The organism is Fusobacterium ulcerans ATCC 49185, assembly GCF_900683735.1.
GTDB lineage: Bacteria > Fusobacteriota > Fusobacteriia > Fusobacteriales > Fusobacteriaceae > Fusobacterium_A > Fusobacterium_A ulcerans_A.
Window position 1 is genome coordinate 3519534 of record NZ_LR215979.1, and the last position, 17979, is coordinate 3537512.

11 protein-coding genes are annotated in these 17979 nt (G+C 29.5%); 8 read left to right on the forward strand and 3 right to left on the reverse strand.

What is annotated here, in order from left to right; translation table 11 throughout:
• The first annotated feature begins 13 nt into the window (after positions 1-13).
• Both fba and pfkB read left to right on the forward strand, forming a co-directional pair.
• Positions 14-865 carry a class II fructose-1,6-bisphosphate aldolase gene (gene fba / locus E0E45_RS16000; RefSeq protein WP_130892057.1) on the forward strand — a complete coding sequence of 284 codons (852 nt, stop codon included), beginning with the start codon at positions 14-16 and terminating at the stop codon, positions 863-865.
• 2 nt (positions 866-867) lie between these two features.
• Complete coding sequence (pfkB, locus tag E0E45_RS16005; protein WP_130892058.1) at positions 868-1812, forward strand: 1-phosphofructokinase; 945 nt, start codon at positions 868-870, stop codon at positions 1810-1812.
• A 77-nt stretch (positions 1813-1889) separates the two neighbouring features.
• On the opposite strand, the gene E0E45_RS16010 is transcribed toward pfkB, so the two are convergent.
• The gene (locus tag E0E45_RS16010) at positions 1890-5690 is read right to left on the reverse strand and encodes an EAL domain-containing protein (RefSeq protein WP_130892059.1); all 3801 of its coding nucleotides are present in this window, start codon (positions 5688-5690) and stop codon (positions 1890-1892) included.
• Between the two features lie 218 nt (positions 5691-5908).
• Here E0E45_RS16010 and yqeK point away from each other — a divergent pair, with 218 nt between their 5' ends.
• The 5 genes from yqeK to E0E45_RS16035 all read left to right on the forward strand — a co-directional run bounded on the left by yqeK (position 5909) and on the right by E0E45_RS16035 (position 12506).
• Complete coding sequence (gene yqeK / locus E0E45_RS16015; protein WP_130892060.1) at positions 5909-6475, forward strand: bis(5'-nucleosyl)-tetraphosphatase (symmetrical) YqeK; 567 nt, start codon at positions 5909-5911, stop codon at positions 6473-6475.
• Between the two features lie 10 nt (positions 6476-6485).
• The gene (rnr, locus tag E0E45_RS16020; RefSeq protein WP_130892061.1) at positions 6486-8603 is read left to right on the forward strand and encodes a ribonuclease R; all 2118 of its coding nucleotides are present in this window, start codon (positions 6486-6488) and stop codon (positions 8601-8603) included.
• A gap of 10 nt (positions 8604-8613) precedes the next feature.
• Positions 8614-9609: an L-glyceraldehyde 3-phosphate reductase gene (gene mgrA, locus E0E45_RS16025; RefSeq protein WP_130892062.1), complete on the forward strand. Its 996-nt coding sequence runs from the start codon at positions 8614-8616 to the stop codon at positions 9607-9609.
• Between the two features lie 327 nt (positions 9610-9936).
• Complete coding sequence (locus E0E45_RS16030; RefSeq protein WP_130892063.1) at positions 9937-11289, forward strand: Na+/H+ antiporter NhaC family protein; 1353 nt, start codon at positions 9937-9939, stop codon at positions 11287-11289.
• Positions 11290-11315: 26 nt separating this feature from the next.
• On the forward strand, positions 11316-12506 hold the full coding sequence (locus E0E45_RS16035) for a M20 metallopeptidase family protein (RefSeq protein ID WP_130892064.1): 1191 nt from the start codon (positions 11316-11318) through the stop codon (positions 12504-12506).
• A gap of 87 nt (positions 12507-12593) precedes the next feature.
• Here the strand turns inward: E0E45_RS16035 and E0E45_RS16040 are convergent, their stop codons facing one another.
• The gene (locus tag E0E45_RS16040; protein ID WP_130892065.1) at positions 12594-14702 is read right to left on the reverse strand and encodes a glutamine synthetase III; all 2109 of its coding nucleotides are present in this window, start codon (positions 14700-14702) and stop codon (positions 12594-12596) included.
• A gap of 321 nt (positions 14703-15023) precedes the next feature.
• A complete protein-coding gene (locus tag E0E45_RS16045; RefSeq protein WP_130892066.1) occupies positions 15024-16472 on the reverse strand; it encodes a PLP-dependent aminotransferase family protein in 1449 nt (482 codons plus the stop codon).
• A 299-nt stretch (positions 16473-16771) separates the two neighbouring features.
• Between E0E45_RS16045 and E0E45_RS16050 the strand changes: the two genes are divergently transcribed.
• Entirely contained in the window at positions 16772-17962 is a 1191-nt protein-coding gene (locus E0E45_RS16050; protein WP_130892067.1) for a MalY/PatB family protein, read from the forward strand.
• Positions 17963-17979: the final 17 nt, after the last annotated feature.

Genomic DNA, 17979 nt, shown 5'->3' on the forward strand with positions numbered 1-17979 from the left:
GGAGGAATGTAAAATGTTAGTTTCAACAAGACAATTATTGTTAGATGCTCAAAAGAGAAAATATGCTGTTCCAGCTTTTAATGTTCACAATATGGAAACAATTCAAACTGTAATAGAAGCAGCTTCTGAATTAAAATCACCAATCATTGTAGCTGCAACACCAGGAACAATGAAATATGCAGGAGCAGAATTTTTTATAAAATTAGTGGAAATATGTTCAGAAAAATATGATATTCCCATAGCAATGCACTTAGATCATCATGAAGATTATAATGAAATAGTAAATGCTATTGATATAGGAACAAAGTCAGTAATGATTGATGCTTCTCATTTAGATTTTGAAGAAAACATAAAAAAAGTACAAATGGTAGTGGAATATGCCCATAAATTTGATGTTACAGTTGAAGGAGAATTAGGAATACTTGGAGGGCAGGAAGATGATCTAGTAAGAGATGATAAAGACAGCAAATATACAAATCCTGCTCAGGCAAAAGAATATGTAGAAAGAACGGGAATAGATTCTCTTGCAGTAGCAATTGGAACAGCTCATGGAGTATATAAAGAAGAACCAAAACTGGATTTTGAAAGACTTGCAGAAATAAGGGCAGTAGTAGATATTCCCTTAGTTTTACATGGAGCTTCAGGAGTTCCAGCAGATCAAGTAAAAAGAGCAATAGATTTAGGGATAACAAAAGTAAATATTGCAACAGAATTAAAAATGCCTTTTGCTGATACTTTAAGAGAAGTATTAATAAATAATCCTAATGAAAGTGATCCAAGAAAGTATTTTGGACCTGCTAAAGAATCAATGAAAAAAGTGGCCATTGAAAAAATATTAATGTGTGGAAGTAATGGAAAGGCGTAGTTATGAATAAAATTTTAACAGTTACACTTAATCCAGCAATAGATGTAAGATACAATATTGAAAAAATTGTGCTGGGAAATGTAAATAGAACTTCAACTATTGAAAAAAATGCTGGAGGAAAGGGAATAAATGTAAGCCGAGTAATAAAGCAACTGGGAGGAGATATTCTTTCTACAGGAATTGTAGGAGGATATACAGGGAAACTATTTTTATCAAAATTGAATAAAGACAGTATAGAGAATAGTTTTTTAGAAACTGATTTTGAAACAAGAACATGTATAGCTGCAATTGATAAGAGCACAGGAAAAATAACTGAATTTCTTGAATCAGCTGAGGGAAAGGAAAAAGATTTTGAGAAATTTTTAGAAAAATATATCTCTATTTTAGAAAATGGAGTAAAGTTAGTATGTGGTTCAGGAAGTCTTCTAAAAGGAATAAAAAAAGACTCCTACAATATTCTTATAAATGAAGCTTCTAAAAGAGGGATAAAATTTATTCTGGATACAAGTGGAGAAACTCTTGCTGAAGGGATTAAAGCTGCTCCTTTTCTTATAAAACCTAATCAAGATGAGTTGGAAGATATGTTTAAGAAAAAATTTGCTACTTTAGAAGAAATAATTGAAGGATCAAGGGAGATTATAAAAAAAGGAGTAGAAAATGTAATGGTAACTCTTGGAGGAGATGGAGCTGTTTTGGTAACTAAGAATGAAGTATACAGAGCAACTTTTCTAAAAGTGCAAATAAAAAATACTGTAGGATCAGGAGATTCGACAATTGGAGGATTTGCCTATGGAATTGCTGAAGGAAAAAGTTTAGAAGAAAGTTTTAAACTGGGAGTAGCCTGTGGAACTACAAATGCAATGCTTGATACAACAGGGAGTATTGATTTAGAAATTCTGGATACTGTATTAAAAAGTATAAAAATAGAGAAAGTATTAAATAATTAAGTAAAAAAATTATAAAAACATCTGAATTACACAATCTCTTTAAATTGTAATTCAGATGTTTTTAAAAAATAAGATTATTATTCAAAGTATTTTATTTCAAATTCACTTATGGAAATAGGTCTGCTATATAAATATCCTTGAGCATAATTACATTTTAAATTTGCCAAAAGAGAATTGAGTTCTTCAGTTTCTATTCCTTCTCCTACAGTTTTTACATTCATTTCTTTACACATGTTGATAACACTTTTTACAATTATTTGTTTTTCTTGACTCAACTGCAGTTTATCAACAAGGCTTTTATCCAGCTTCAAAGTATCAAATTCTAATGTTGTGAACAGACTGATATTACTGTATTTACTTCCAAAATCATCAAGAGCAATAGAAAAACCAGCATTCTTTATATCTTTACTTATACTTGAAATTATTTTAGTATCTATTTCTCCAATAGTTTCAGTTATTTCTATTTCTATTAAATTACTTGTAACATCATATTTAGACATTATTATTTTTAGTGTTTTTACAAATTCTGATTCAAGAAGTGTATTTCTTGAAAAATTTAGAGATATAGGAACTAATTTTTTTCCTTCTTTCTTCCATCTGTCAAGGAGTTTGCAGACTCCTTCAAATACGAAAAAGTCTATATAACGAATAAGACGTTCTCTCTCAAGTAATGGAATAAACTTAATTGGTGGAGTTATATTTCCCTCAGCATCTATATGTCTGATAAGTGCTTCCATACCAGACAGCTCTTTTGTTTTAAGATCTATTTTTGGCTGTAAGAATATGTGATACTCATTATTTTTAATTTCAGTCAATAGTTTTTGAAGAAGTATAGGACGATAATGTTTGCTTGTGAAATTTGTATTTTGGTAATATTTTTGTTTATCAATATACATAAGCTCCTCAGCATTTTTATGAAGAACATCAAAATCTATCTCATGGTCAGTCCACGAATATCCTATTGATAATCCTCCATTTTCAAAAGATGAAAATTCAAGTTTTATATTTTCTATATTTCTTTTAAAAACTTCCTCATCAATATTTTCACATACAATAAGGAATTCATCTCCACTAAGTCTGAATAGTTTTTCTTCTGCAAAATATTTTTTGAATATATTAGCAGTTTTTACAATCATCTCATCTCCGAAATGAGGTCCATATTTTTCATTGAGTTGTTTTAAACCATTTATATCAGAAGTTATTAAGCCAAGTGAAACATAGTCATGGAAGTTTCTGTTCCATTTATATTCTACAAAGCTTTTATGATTAGATAATCCTGTAAGCATATCATGATAATCTAAAAAAGAAAATTTATTTTTTAGTATCTCATCTTTTATTTTATTTTCAATGACATAACTTACTAACTCAAAGAAACCAATATTTGCAAATGAATTATTTATATTATCCAATATTAAATAGAATGAATCTTGATGAAAAGCTTCAATAGTTATTGAAAAATATGACTGAATATTAAGTCTGCTGAAATTTAAATAATTGACTATATCGCTATTTTTCAATGATTCAATATCATTTATTTTTAATATTTTTTTATTTTTATGGAAACTTTCCCAATCAGATCCTTTTTTTATTTTTAAATCATTCCAATGTTTTTTGTTAGATAATTTTCCAGGATGACAATATTCAAAAGTGCATACATATTGATGGAGAGCTTCATCATACTTTATGATGGAAACATGGTCAGCTTCATAATATTTTCCAAGGATATCAGTTACATATTGGAATAATGTATTGGTTACAGCAGAGTTTTCAGCTGTTCTTTTAAAATCAATTAAAATATTTTCTAGATTATTTATTTCAGGGTCTTTTTTTAAAGATTTTATTTCCATGTTTTCAGCATCTTTATTATTTGCTTTAGAAGCAGGGATATAAGAACATTTTAAAGTTTTATAAATATCTATATCTTTACTGTAAATAATAGCTTCTTTATGATCAGTTACAGGGTTATTGAAAATTTTTATATTGAGAAGAATTGAAATTACTTTATTATCAGCTTTTATAACACGTAATTCCAATGAATCTTCAATTTTACCTTTTTTAATATTTTCTAATATATTTTCTTTAGAAAAAATATATTTTACTCTTTCTTTATCTTCTGGATGAACAAAAGTAATTAATTTTTTAAGAAAATATGTATATGTGTATTCTAAGTCATTATCAAAATATTCTTGCCAAATACCAAATATATCGCTTACTTTATTTTGTGAAAGATTAATATGTGCATATCCCATAGAATCTTCTATAAGAGCCTTTTTTAAAGTTGTTTGGAAAAGTTTTAGAAATTGAAATTCCTGATGTTCAGTTATATCTTCTACAATTCCAATTACTTTTCTAGTTGGGTTATTGTTAATGATAATATTATTAAGAGTTATTTTAGTCCATTTATATTTAGTAGCTCTCAATCTTGTTTTTATTGTACAGCTATTTTTATTTTTTCCATTTATTACTGCATTATACAGTTCACGATATCTTTCTATATGATCTGGATGGATTTCCTTATTTTCTATTCTGCTTTCAGGAACATTGTATATAATTCTAGGACTTTCATTTCCATCAGGGAGTTTTAAATGAGTGAGAGTCTTAGAATCTAAATCATATTCAAATATGATGTTTTTAGAAGAATCTAGAGCAAGTTTAAGTTTTTCTTGATTGAACTTAAGCTCATTTTCCATTTCCTTCCGATCAGTAATGTCAATGACAATAGAATTGATAATACGTTCATCTCCCTCTTTGACAAAAACTCCCTTTGTCAGAAGATACCTGATTTCACCATTTTTTCTTGTTACTCTTTTTTCATATTCAAAACTTTCAAGATTATTTTCCAGAGCATTTTTTAAGATAGCATGTACTTTAGAAATATCTTCAGGGAAAGTAACAGCAATGAGCTTGTTTCCAAGGATAACTTTCATTTCTTCAGCTGTATATCCATGAATTTTATAAAATCCATCATTACCATAAATAATAGTAAGGTCTTCATCAAATTTTAATTTATAGACTCCTCCTGGAATATTATTAGTAATAGTTTTTATATTTTCTTCAAGTTGTATCTTATCAGTAATATTAAAGCAGATACTTACTATTACAAGACCATTTTCTGTTTCTACAAGTCGTCCTCTATCTAATACCCATATATATGAACCATCACTTTTTTTCATACGATATTTAACTTCATATTCATCTTTGCTTTCAAATGAAGAAGCAACAACTTCACAAACATGTTTTCTGTCATCAGGATGAATACCATTTATAACAAGTCCATCTATATCTTTTATAAATTCTTCTTGAGATTCATATTCTAATTTTTTTAAAAGCTGATCATTTATAAAATATAGGGGGAAATTTTCTTTGTAATAACCTCCTATCATTCCACCAGGGATAGAGGAATTTAGGAGATCAAAGGCAGTATATTGAGCATTAAGATGAATATTTCCTATTTTTTTTCTAAAATTAAGAAAATTATTTGAAGCATGTATAGGGATAGATATATGTATTTTATTAAATTTATATCCTTGCTCAGTTTTTCTTATAATTATACTGACTCTCAAATTTGCAAGAACAGTATTAGAGTTTTCTTTTTTCAGCTCACTTATACAGATAAGTAAAAAAAGATTTTCAGCAATATTAAAAATTTCTAAATATTCAAAATTTACTTCATAAGGAGAAGGATTAGTTTTAATTTCTTTAGTAATCATGGTTTTCATTTCTTCAAAATTAAAAACTATATCTGTTTCGCTTACTCCAAAAGCAAAAATATCATCATCTAAAAAAGATAAAGTTTTTTGAATATTTCTTTCTTTAAAATAAGCAGTATTAAATTGTATAAAAAAATCTTTAATTTCCTCATATTTATCAATGTACATAATTCCCCCTACTTTGATTTGAGTCATGCTTTCACTTACCCAATATAATTTTACTATATATCTGCATGAAAAACAACCAAAGTTTTCTTTGAATGCAGAAAAAATACTGATTTTTTAAAAAAATTTTGAAAAGAGAGAATAAAATGATACACTTAAATTGACGGGAAATAAAAATATAGAAATTTGTGGAATATATTTAATTTGGCGGAGGCAATATTATGCTGGAAGAATTAAGAGAAAAGGTCAGAAAAAAAATGGGAGAAAAAAGATATATACATACCTTAGGTGTGGAGGAAAAAGCGGCTGAATTGGCAAAAAAATATATAGCTGATGAAAAAAAATGTAGAATAGCGGCAATACTACATGATGTGGCTAAAGAAATGTCAATAGATAAGATGAGAGATATATGTCAAAAAAATTTTTCTGATGAACTTTCAAAAGAAGATATGGATATAAATGAGATACTTCATGGATTTGCAGGGTGTATAATAGCAAGAGATGAATTTGGGATAACAGATGAGGATATTTTAAATGGGATAAAGTATCATACTGTTGGAAAAAGAGGGCTCAGTCTTTTAGGCAGAATAATATATATCGCAGATGGTATTGAAAAAAACAGAAATTATCCTGCTGTAGAAGAGATAAGAAAAGAAGTTGAAAAAGACTTGGACAAAGGAATAATATTGGAAATTGATAAAAAAATAGAATATCTGATGGGGAAAAAAGGAAAAATACATAGAAATACAGCAGATATGAGAGCATGGCTGAATGAAGAAACAGCCTAAGGAGGAAAAAATGAATTTAGATAAAGAATTAGAAAAACTTAAACAACTGATGGATAAAGGAAAAGGTTTAAAACTGGATGAAATAACAAAGCTTTTAGGATGGTCTCTTAAAAATAAAAAAGAAAATAGAGAGATATTGGATAAATGGATAGAAGATGGAGACCTCATGAAAAATAACAGAGGTAAGTATAATATTCCAGAAAATCTTGGATTTATAAAAGGAACTTTCAGTATAATAAAAGATAGATTTGCTTTTGTGGATACTGCAGATGAAGGAATATTTATTCCTAAACCACATTTCAACTCTGCATTAGATGGGGATACTGTATTGGTAAAAATAACAGCAGGTCTAAATGGAGATAAGAAAAAAGAGGGAGAAGTAGTAAAAGTAATAAGCAGAGAAAGAGATACGATAGTTGGAATACTTCAAAGAAATGAAAATTTTGGTTTTGTAACACCTACACATTCATTTGGAAAGGATATATATATTCCATATAGGATGATGAAAGATGCAAAAAATCAACAGCTTGTTGTAGTAAAAATAACTTCATGGGGAACTAATGAAAAGAAGCCTGAAGGAGAAATAATAGAAGTAATTGGAGATCCATACAATACTAATAATATGATTGAGGCTCTTATTGTAAGAGAGGGAATGTCAGAAACTTTTTCTAAACCTGTATTGATAGAAGCAAGAAATATACCAGTGACTGTATCTAAAGAGGAAATTGTAAAGAGAAAGGATTTGAGAGACCTTTCTATAATAACGATAGATGGAGATGACGCAAAAGATTTAGATGATGCTGTATATGTAAAAAAACTTCCAAATGGAAACTACAAATTGATAGTAAGTATAGCAGATGTTTCTCACTATATACCAGAAGGATCTATGCTTGATCAGGAAGCTTTTAAAAGAGGAAACTCAGTTTATTTAGTAGACAGAGTGCTTCCTATGTTTCCTAAAGAGATATCTAATGGAATATGTTCGCTGAATCCTAATGAGGATAAACTTACATTTACATGTGAGATGGAGATAGATCAGAACGGTAAGGTAGTAGACTCTGATATATATAAATCTGTAATAAAAAGTGTAAGAAGAATGACATATACAAATGTTAACAGAATGATAGCTGGAGAAGAGGAAGCTTTAAAGGAATATTCTGATATCAAAGATATGGTAATGGAAATGCTTGAACTTTCTAAAATAATAAGACAGGTAAAATATAATAGGGGAAGTATAGACTTTGATCTTCCAGAGATAAAACTGGTACTTGATGAAGAGGGAAAAGTAAAATATATTAAAAACAGAGAAAGAGGAGAATCTGAAAGAATAATAGAAGATTTCATGATAGCTGCAAATGAAACTGTAGCTGAAAAACTTTTCTGGATGGAGATTCCATCAGTATATAGAACACACGAAAAACCAGATCCTGAAAGAATAAAAAATCTGAATGAAACATTGAGTAAATTTAAATACAGAATACATTCATTAGATGATATACATCCTAAAAAATTCCAGAAAATAATAGAAGGTTCAAAAGAAAGAGGGATAAATCTTCTTGTACATAAGCTTATCCTTATGGCATTGAAACAGGCAAGATATACAGTGGATAATTTAGGACATTTTGGATTGGCTTCTGGGTATTACACACATTTTACTTCACCAATCAGAAGATATGCAGATTTGACTGTTCATAGAATACTTAATTCTGTACTTCATGGATATCCAAGTAAGAAAGTAATAGCTAGAAATGCTGAAGAACTTCCACAAATATGTACTCATATATCTAAAACTGAGAGATCAGCTATGAAGATAGAAGATGAAAGTATAAAAATTAAACTTGTAGAATATATGATAGATAAAGTTGGAGAAGAGTATGATGCTACTATTGTAGGATTCAGTAATAAAAGAGTATTCTTTGAAACTGAGGAACATGTAGAATGTTTCTGGGATGTAGTAGCAGCTAAACACTATTATGAATTTGATGACAGAGATTATGTAATGAAAGATAAAGATGGTGGAAAAGTATACAGTATTGGAGACAAGTATAAAGTTATTTTGGTGAGAGCAAGTCTTGCAGAACTTGAAATAGAAGTAGTACCTCAAGTAGCTATGGAAGAGGGATTATAAGGAGAAATATATGAGATATATAGCTGATGAAAAAAGATATAATGATATGAGATATAGAAAATGTGGAAATAGTGGACTTTACCTTCCAGTAATATCTTTAGGGTTATGGCAGAATTTTGGAGAAGAAACACCTTTAGATATTCAAAAGAAAAAATTATTTAAAGCTTTTGATCTTGGAATAACTCATTTTGATTTGGCTAATAATTATGGAAGACCAGCAGATGGTTCTGCTGAAGAAAATTTTGGAAGAATATTGAAATCTGATTTGAATTCCTATAGAGATGAGATGATAATATCTACAAAAGCTGGATATGATATGTGGGAAGGACCTTATGGAAATGGAGGTTCAAGAAAATATATTATGGCAAGCTTAAATCAAAGTTTGAAAAGAATGGGATTAGAATATGTTGATATATTTTACCACCATAGACCCGATCTAGATACTCCTTTAGAAGAATCTATGACAGCTCTTGCTGATATAGTAAAACAAGGAAAAGCTTTGTATGTAGGAATATCTAATTATAAAGCTGAAGAAGCAGAGAAAGCTATAAAAATACTTAATGAATTAAAAGTTCCATGCCTTATAAATCAAATTAGATATAATATGTTTGAGAGATGGGCTGAAGAAAAACTTTTTGAAATATTGGAGAATTCGGGAACTGGCTGTATGTGTTACAGCCCTTTAGCACAGGGAGCTTTAACTAACAGATATATCAACAATGATGTGCCTTCTGATTCAAGAGCAGCAAGAACAGGAACTACCATAGCAGAACGTTATCTTGATGAAAAAAAGCTGTCAAAGATAAGAGGACTGAATAAAATAGCAGAAGAAAGAAATCAGAGTATGGCACAAATGGCTCTTGCATGGGTGTTGAGAAGAAAAGAAGTAACAAGTGTACTGATAGGAGCAAGCAGACCAGATCAAATAGAAGATAATGTAAAAACTATTCAGAATTTAGAATTTTCAGAAGATGAGATTGTAAAAATAGAAAATATCTTAAAATAAGACGAAGAAGAGAATCATAAATGGTTCTCTTTTTTCTTTTTTAAAATTGTAGTTATTTGACTTATATAGGGAAAAAGAAAGTGTTGTATAACAGTTGTTTTTTATACTGTTTATTTTAAAAGCAATCTTAAAGTACGATAAAAAGATAAAAATTATAAAAATTAAACTGTTGTATATCAGTTTAAATAGTTATATCTCTTGACGAATAGGGAATGAAAGATTATATTTATATTATAATAAGTGATGAAAAAATAAATATATATTTATTTAAAATATATTTAAAGGGGGCAGAAGAAATTATTTTTTTATAATAAGGGGGGTATAATTATGAATATTAAAACAGAGGGAGAAAAAAAGAATTATGGAGGTTGGGCATTTATTCCACTAGTTGTATTTTTAATAATATACTTAGGAGGAGGAATGTTTTTCTCAGCTAGGGGAGTAGCAAGTCCATTTAATCAGCTTCCAAGACATGCAGCACTGCTTATAGGAGTTATCATAGCTTTTGCTATGAACAGAAAAATGAAATTGGATGATAAAATCAATATATTTACAACCACTTCAGGAGAGAGCGGAGTAATGATGATGGCTCTTATCTTTCTTTTGGCAGGAGCTTTTGCAGGGGTAGCAAAAGGAATGGGAGGAGTAGACTCTGTTGTAAATCTTGGACTTACATTTGTTCCAAAACAGTTTTTAGTTCCAGGATTATTTGTGATATCAGCATTTATATCTACAGCAATGGGAACTTCAACAGGAACACTTGTTGCAGTTGCTCCAATTGCATTGGGAATATCTGAAAAAGTAGGATTAAATCCAGCCATAACATTGGCAGCAGTTTTGGGAGGAGCTATGTTTGGAGATAATCTGTCAGTTATATCAGATACTACAATTGCAGCTACTAGGGGAGTAGGCTGTGAAATGAAAGATAAATTCAGAATGAACTTTTTGATTGCTATACCAGCAGCAATTGCAACAATCATAGCTTTTACTATAGTAGGAGGAGCTGGACAGATTGAAGGAGAATTAAGCTATAATTTAATAAAAGTAGTTCCATATTTAGCAGTACTTATAGCAGCAGTTGTAGGAGTAAATGTATTTACAGTTCTTATAGGAGGAATTCTGTTTGCAGGTTTAGTAGGATTTGTAACTGGAAGTATGACATTTGTAACATTTTTCCAATCAGTAGCAAAGGGTATGGATGGAATGATGAACGTTACTATTATGGCTATTCTTATTAGAGGGCTTATTGGACTGATAAAAGAATATGGTGGAATAGAATGGCTTGTACAAAAACTTACTGGAAATATTAAAACTCGTAAGGGGGCTGAATATAGTATAGCAGTTCTAGTATCTGTACTGGTTTTCTGTCTTGTAAATAATACTATTGCTATTATAATAGCTTCTCCAATAGCCAAGCAGGTAGGAGAGAAATTTAAAATAGCTCCAAAAAGAACAGCAAGTTTATTGGATATATTCAGTTGTGTAATTTTGTGCTTAGCTCCACATGCTGGAGGAATGCTTCTTATAACATCTATGGCATCAGTTTCACCAATAGAAATAATAAGTTTTTCTTTCTATCAGGTATTTTTAGGAATTTGTACTATAATAACTATCCAATTTGGACTTATGAAAACTAAAGAGGAAAAAGAAGCAGACTTACTGGAAAAACAAAGTGTTTAGCTGAGAAAAGTGAGACAGGAGGAAAAATGGACAGGATAATAGAATTAGCAGAAAAATATTCTAATGAAATGATTGCAAATCGTAGAAAAATACACAAAAATCCAGAACTAGGAGGACAGGAAGTAAATACTTCAAACTTTATAGTTGATGAGTTGGAAAAATTAGGGATAGAAGTAAAAAGAGGATTTGCCAAAACTGGAATACAGGGAATGATATATGGTAAAAATCCTGCTGGAAGGACAATAATGATAAGAGCGGATATAGATGCCCTTCCTATGAGCGAAGAAAATGATCTTGAATATAAATCACAGGTAGAAGGAAAAATGCATGCCTGTGGACATGATGTACATACAGCTGCTTTATTAGGAGCAGCAAAGATATTATCTCAATTAAAAAATGAACTTGATGGAAATGTTAAATTATGCTTCCAGCCAGCAGAAGAAACAATAGGTGGAGCAGATTTAATGGTAGAGGATGGAATATTGGAAAATCCAAAAGTGGACTATGTAATTGGAATGCATGTAGAACCTAATGAAAAAATAGGGACTGCTTCCATAGAGCCTGGACCAGTAAGTTCATATCCTGACTTCTTTGAGGTAAAGTTTATTGGAAGAGGAGGACATGGTTCATTTCCTTCTAAAAGCATAGACCCTATACTTCCAGCAGTAGAGACATATAATCTCTTAAATCTCATATCTAAAAAAGTGTCACCACTAGAGCCATGTGTGGTACAGATATGTAGATTTAATGCTGGAACATATGATGCTATTATTCCAAATGAAGCAGTAATTGCAGGAACAGTAAGAACTTTACATAGACATAATCGTGAATTTGTAAAAGAACAAATGGACAAGATAATAAAAAATATAAGCGAAATATATGGAGTGGAATATAAATTTTCTTATAGAGGAAAGACATTCCCTGTATATAATACACCAGAGATAATAGAAGCAGTGAGAGAAAGTGTAAAGGACGTTTTTAACAAAGGGTTTGTTGTAAATCAAAGTTTTAAAATAGGAGGAGATGATTTTTGTTTCTTTAGTGAAAATACTCCAGCTACATATATTATAGTAGGAAGTGCAAATGAGGATAAAGAAACACAGTACCCTCTTCATAATCCTAAATTTAATGTAGATGAAGAAGTAATAAAAATTGGAGCAGCAGCATTTGCTAAAATAGCATACGATTATTTAAATGGAAAATATAAAGGGATATAGGTAAAATCAAAGAAGCTGACTTATAAATAAGCCAGCTTCTTTTCATTATATTATATTGAAGTGTGTTGATAACAAAATTAAAAATTATTAAAGATTAAATAATAGATCGAAATATGTAGGAATAGGCCATACAGATTTCTCTATAAGTAATTCAAGTTCATCTACGATAGTTCTCATTTCATTAAGTACTGGAATTAATTCAGTATCATAGTAGACAGCTTTTTTATAGCAGTCTGAAATAGAAAATGCTGTTTTAGTTCCTTCATTTAATTTAGTAATAGTATCTTTCAGACTATTCTTATAACCAATTACTTTCACAAGATGTTCTTTGTCATATTGAATAAATTTTTCTTCTCCAAGTGCTGTTCTTACATTATTAATCATTTGAGAAATATTATTAATATATTTAGTTACACAAGGATATATTTCATTTCTTGCCATTCTCACAGCAGTTGATATTTCAATGTTTGATTGATTGTTATATCTATCACAGTAGATTTTAAATCTTGAATAAAGTTCTTCTCTAGTAAGAATGCCATTTCTTTCAAATAAAGCCATAGTATCTTCTTTGATATATACTGGAAGTCCTTCAATAGTATTTTTCAAGTTAGAAAGACCAAGTTCTTCAGCAGTTTCTATCCAAGAACCTTCATAACCATTTCCATTGAAGATTATTCTTTTATGCTTTTTATATCTTTCTTTTATCAATTTAATAATAGAGGTATTGATATTTTTTGATGAAGTATCCTCTGATAATAAATCAGCATACTCTTTCAAGACATTTGCAACAATAGTATTTAAAACAAATACTGGAGTTGAAGGAGAAGCACTTGAACCAGGCATTCTGAATTCAAATTTATTTCCTGTAAATGCAAAAGGAGAAGTTCTGTTTCTATCTGAAAAATCTTTTGCTATTTTAGGAATATGTATATCTATATCAATTACTCCTTCTTCAGTAGAAGAAATATCAATATCTTCTATATTTTCTAATAATTGTTGCAATTGATCTCCTAGAAATATAGAAATGACAGCTGGAGGAGCTTCATGTCCGCCTAATCTATGGTCATTTCCTGGAGTAGCAGTAGATGCTCTCAGTATATCAGCATGTTTGTCAATTCCTTCAACTACTGCCATTGTATAAAGAAGAAACTGAAGGTTATCTTGTGTTAAAGTATCTGGATCAAAAATATTTACTCCAGTATCAGTTGAAAGAGACCAGTTGCAGTGTTTACCTGAGCCATTGATGCCTTGGAATGGTTTTTCATGAAGTAAGGCTGCCAGTTGATGTCTGTTGGCTACTTTCTTTATGGTATCCATAGTAAGATGGTTTTGATCTACAGCTACATTTGCTGATGCAAACATGAGAGCAAGTTCAAACTGATTAGGAGCAACTTCATTGTGTTTTGTTTTAGCTATCACTCCAATTTTCCAAAGCTCACTGTCAAGTTCAGCCATAAAAACTTCTACTCTCTCCTTTATAGTTCCATAGTAATGATCATTCATTTCTTGACCTTTTGGAGGAAGATTACCAAAAAGTGTTCTTCCGGCTAAAGATAGATCAAGGCGTCTATCCCAGAATTTTTTATCAACTAAAAAATACTCTTGTTCTACTCCCAAAGTAACATTAATATGTTTAGTTTCAGTGTCACCTAATAATTTTTGAATTCTTAGAGATTGATTTTCAATAGCTTTAATAGATTTGAGAAGAGGGACTTTTTTGTCAAGAGCTTCTCCATTGTATCCAACAAAGGCTGTAGGGATATAAAGAGTTTTAGAGAGACCATCGCCTTTTAGGAACATTGGAGAAGTTGTATCCCATGCAGTATAACCACGAGCTTCAAAAGTTGAACGCAGTCCGCCATTTGGGAAAGAAGAAGTGTCAGCTTCACCTTTAATAAGAGATTTTCCAGAAAATTGAGACAGAATAGTTCCATCAGAAGAAACAGAGATAAAGGATTCATGTTTTTCAGCAGTGAGGTCAGTGAGAGGTTGGAACCAGTGGGTAAAGTGAGTGGCACCATTTTCAATGGCCCAGTTTTTTACAGTAGATGCAATTATATCTGCGACTTCTGAAGGCAGTTCACCCTCACCAAGTTGAGCAGATTTAAATTTTTTGAATATTGTTTCAGGCACCCTACTTTTCAAGTCTAGTTCAGAAAAATAGTTAATCCCAAAGGTTTCTAGCATACTTTTCATTTTTCTCCTCCTTATAAATAAAAAAATATTTTTATTATAAAGAAACACGTGCTCTTTTTTTCAAAAATTTTATTTCAAAATTTTAGCATAAGATTATTTTTTACGCAATACTTTTTTTTAAGTAATATGATGCTGAAAAAATATAAATTTAAAATTTAGAAGTATTTAACAGTAATATTATTAAAGAAAAAAATATAAAAAAAATTTATGATGTTTAAAATAATTTTATGTATTGTGCTAAAAAATAAAAAAAGTACCATAATAATACGATACTTTTTTAAAAATAAAATTTATAGTATTTATAATAATTATTATAAATTTCTATCTTAAGAGAAGAGAAATAAAATCTTCTTTGAATAAAAAATCTTTTTTCTGTGAAAATTCTTCTAAAGACTTTTTGATTATTTCAATACCTCTTATTATTTCTTCTTTTGTTACAGCAGCAAAACTTAAACGAATATGGTCATTTTCCTGTTCATCATTTATATAAAATACAGAGTCAGGAAGAATAGAAACATGTCTTTCTTTTAACACATTATAGAATACATTAGAATTAAGCCCTTTTGGCAGTTTTATCCATATATAGAATCCCCCATTGGGAATATATGGAAGTTCTATTTCTTTTATTTCTTTCAAAAGAGATAAAGTGAGTTCATATTTTTCTTTAAATACTTCTCTTAACTTTTCTATGTGAGGTTCTAAATATCCTCTTTTGATAAAAAGATGAAGAGCCAGCTGCAGAAGACCTGCAGAAGATATATCAGCAGAAAATTTTGCAGCAATAATATCAGAAATTAAGTTAGTAGGAACAATCATATATCCAAGTCTTAATCCAGGCATTATGAGCTTTGAAAAAGAATTTATATATATAACTTTATTTTTTCTGTCCATAGTTTTTAAAGGAGTAGTAATATTGTTGTAATAATAGAGATGAGAATGACAGTCATCTTCTATAATAGTGAAATTATATTTTTCTGAAAGTTCTAGTATTTTTTTCTTCTTTTCTGTTGACCATGAAATTCCAGTTGGACTTTCAAAATTTATCATAGTATAAATAAAATCTACTTTATTTTTTTGTAGAATTTTTTCTAACTCTTCAATATTTATCCCATCTTCTTCTAAAGGAACACTTATCATTTTAGCTATTTCAGAAAAAGTGTTTATAGCCCCATAATATGTGGGAGTTGCAGCTACCATTGTAGTAGTTTTTCTTTTTAGAATGATTTTTTTTATAAGATCCAATGCTTGTTGGGAACCTGAAACTATTTGAATATTATTTGGAGATGTATAAATATTACTGTTTTTAAGTTTTTCAGCTATTGTTTCTCTTAATTCTAAAAGTCCCTGTGTATTAAAATAATTGAAAGCTTTTTCTCCATAATTATTAAATATATCATTTATGAGTTCCTGAAAAATAGAAACAGGATAAAGATCAGCAGCAGGAGTAGCGCTTGCAAAATTTATATCTTTATTTATTATTGCAAAATTATTTATGACAGGTTTTTGAGTATTTGAGATAAGTTTATTTTTTTCTTTGACAAAACATCCTTTTCCAGAAAGCTTAAAGATATAGTTATTCTTCTCTAAAAGGTCATAAGCTTTCAATACAGTAAGTGTATTTATATCAAATTTAATAGCTATCTGCCTGATAGAAGGGAGCTTTTCATTAGGAAGAGCTTCACCAGTTTCTATCATATTTTTTATAGAGTCATACAACTGCAAGTAAATTTTATGAGGTGAATCTTTGTAGATTAAAAAATTAAGTTTCATAAAAATTTTCTCCTTTCTATAATAAACTGTTTTATAATATTAAAAAAAGTTTGATATAATTAAAACAAAAAAGTGTTATACAACAGATATTGAAACAGGTTTTATCTTTTAAAAATAGATCTTAAAATACGTAAAATAGACATTTGTATTAAAACAATAAACTGTTATATATCACTTTCAACAGTTATATATCTTGACTAAAAGAGTATAACGGTTTATAGTTGTATTATAATATATGAATCAAAAAATTGCTATGTATTTAAAAAAAATATGAGTGTTGTTTCTGTAAGGAGGAAAAAATGAAATATTCTTTTGATGAAAAAATTGACAGAACAGGAAATCATGCAGCTAAATGGGAAGAAATGGGGAAAAAATTTATATCAAATGATTTGTGGCCAATGTGGATAGCAGATATGGACTTGAAAACAGCTCCTGAAATAATAGAGGCTATGAAAGAAAAAGTGGAACAGGGAATATTTGGTTATGTATATAGACCAGATTCATATTATCAAGCAGCAGCAGATTGGTTAGAAAGAAGATTTGGATACAAGATTGATCCAACTACTCTTATAAATAGCCCAGGAGTTGTTCCTACACTTTCTTTATTAGTAAGAAGTATGACTAAACCAGGGGAAAAAATACTTATCCAAAGTCCAGTATATTATCCTTTTGCAGCTACAATAAGAGATAATGGAAGAGAAGTAGTAGAAAATGAACTTGTGAAAGATACTGAAGGATATTATACAATAGATTTTGAAGATTTTGAGAAAAAACTTTCAGATGAAAATGTTAATTTATTTATTTTATGCAGTCCACATAATCCTGTGGGAAGAGTATGGAAAAGAGAAGAACTTCAAAAAATGTCTGAGCTTTGTTTGAAATATAAAGTAAGAGTAATAGCTGATGAAATTTGGAGAGATATAATAATGCCAGGATACAAACATATACCAGCAGCTTCTCTAGGAAAAGAAATAGAAGATAATACTATTACTTGTTTTTCACCAACTAAAACATTTAATATAGCAGGGCTTCAAGCTTCATTTGTAACATTCCCAAGAAGAGAAGAGTGGGAAAAATTTGATAATGAACTTGGAATATTAGATGTAAAAAGAAACAGTCCATTCAGTCTGGTAGCTTTTGAAACTGGATATACAAAATGTGATGAATGGGTGGATCAATTAATTCAGCATTTAAATGGAAATATGGATTATGTAATAGAATTTGTAAAAGAAAAACTTCCAGAAGTGAAAGTTAGAAAACCAGAAGGAACTTATCTTATGTGGTTTGATTTCTCAAAATTAGGACTATCTAAAGAAGAGTTGTCAAAGTTTATGCAGGAAAAATGTAAAATAGCATTAGATGATGGATTCTGGTTTGGAGAAAATGGAATAGGGTTTGAAAGAATGAATATAGCTTGTCCAAGATATATGGTAGAAGAAGGAATGAATAGAATAGAAAAAGGTATAAAAAAATGGAGAGAAGAAAAATAAGAACTTAGGGAGGATTT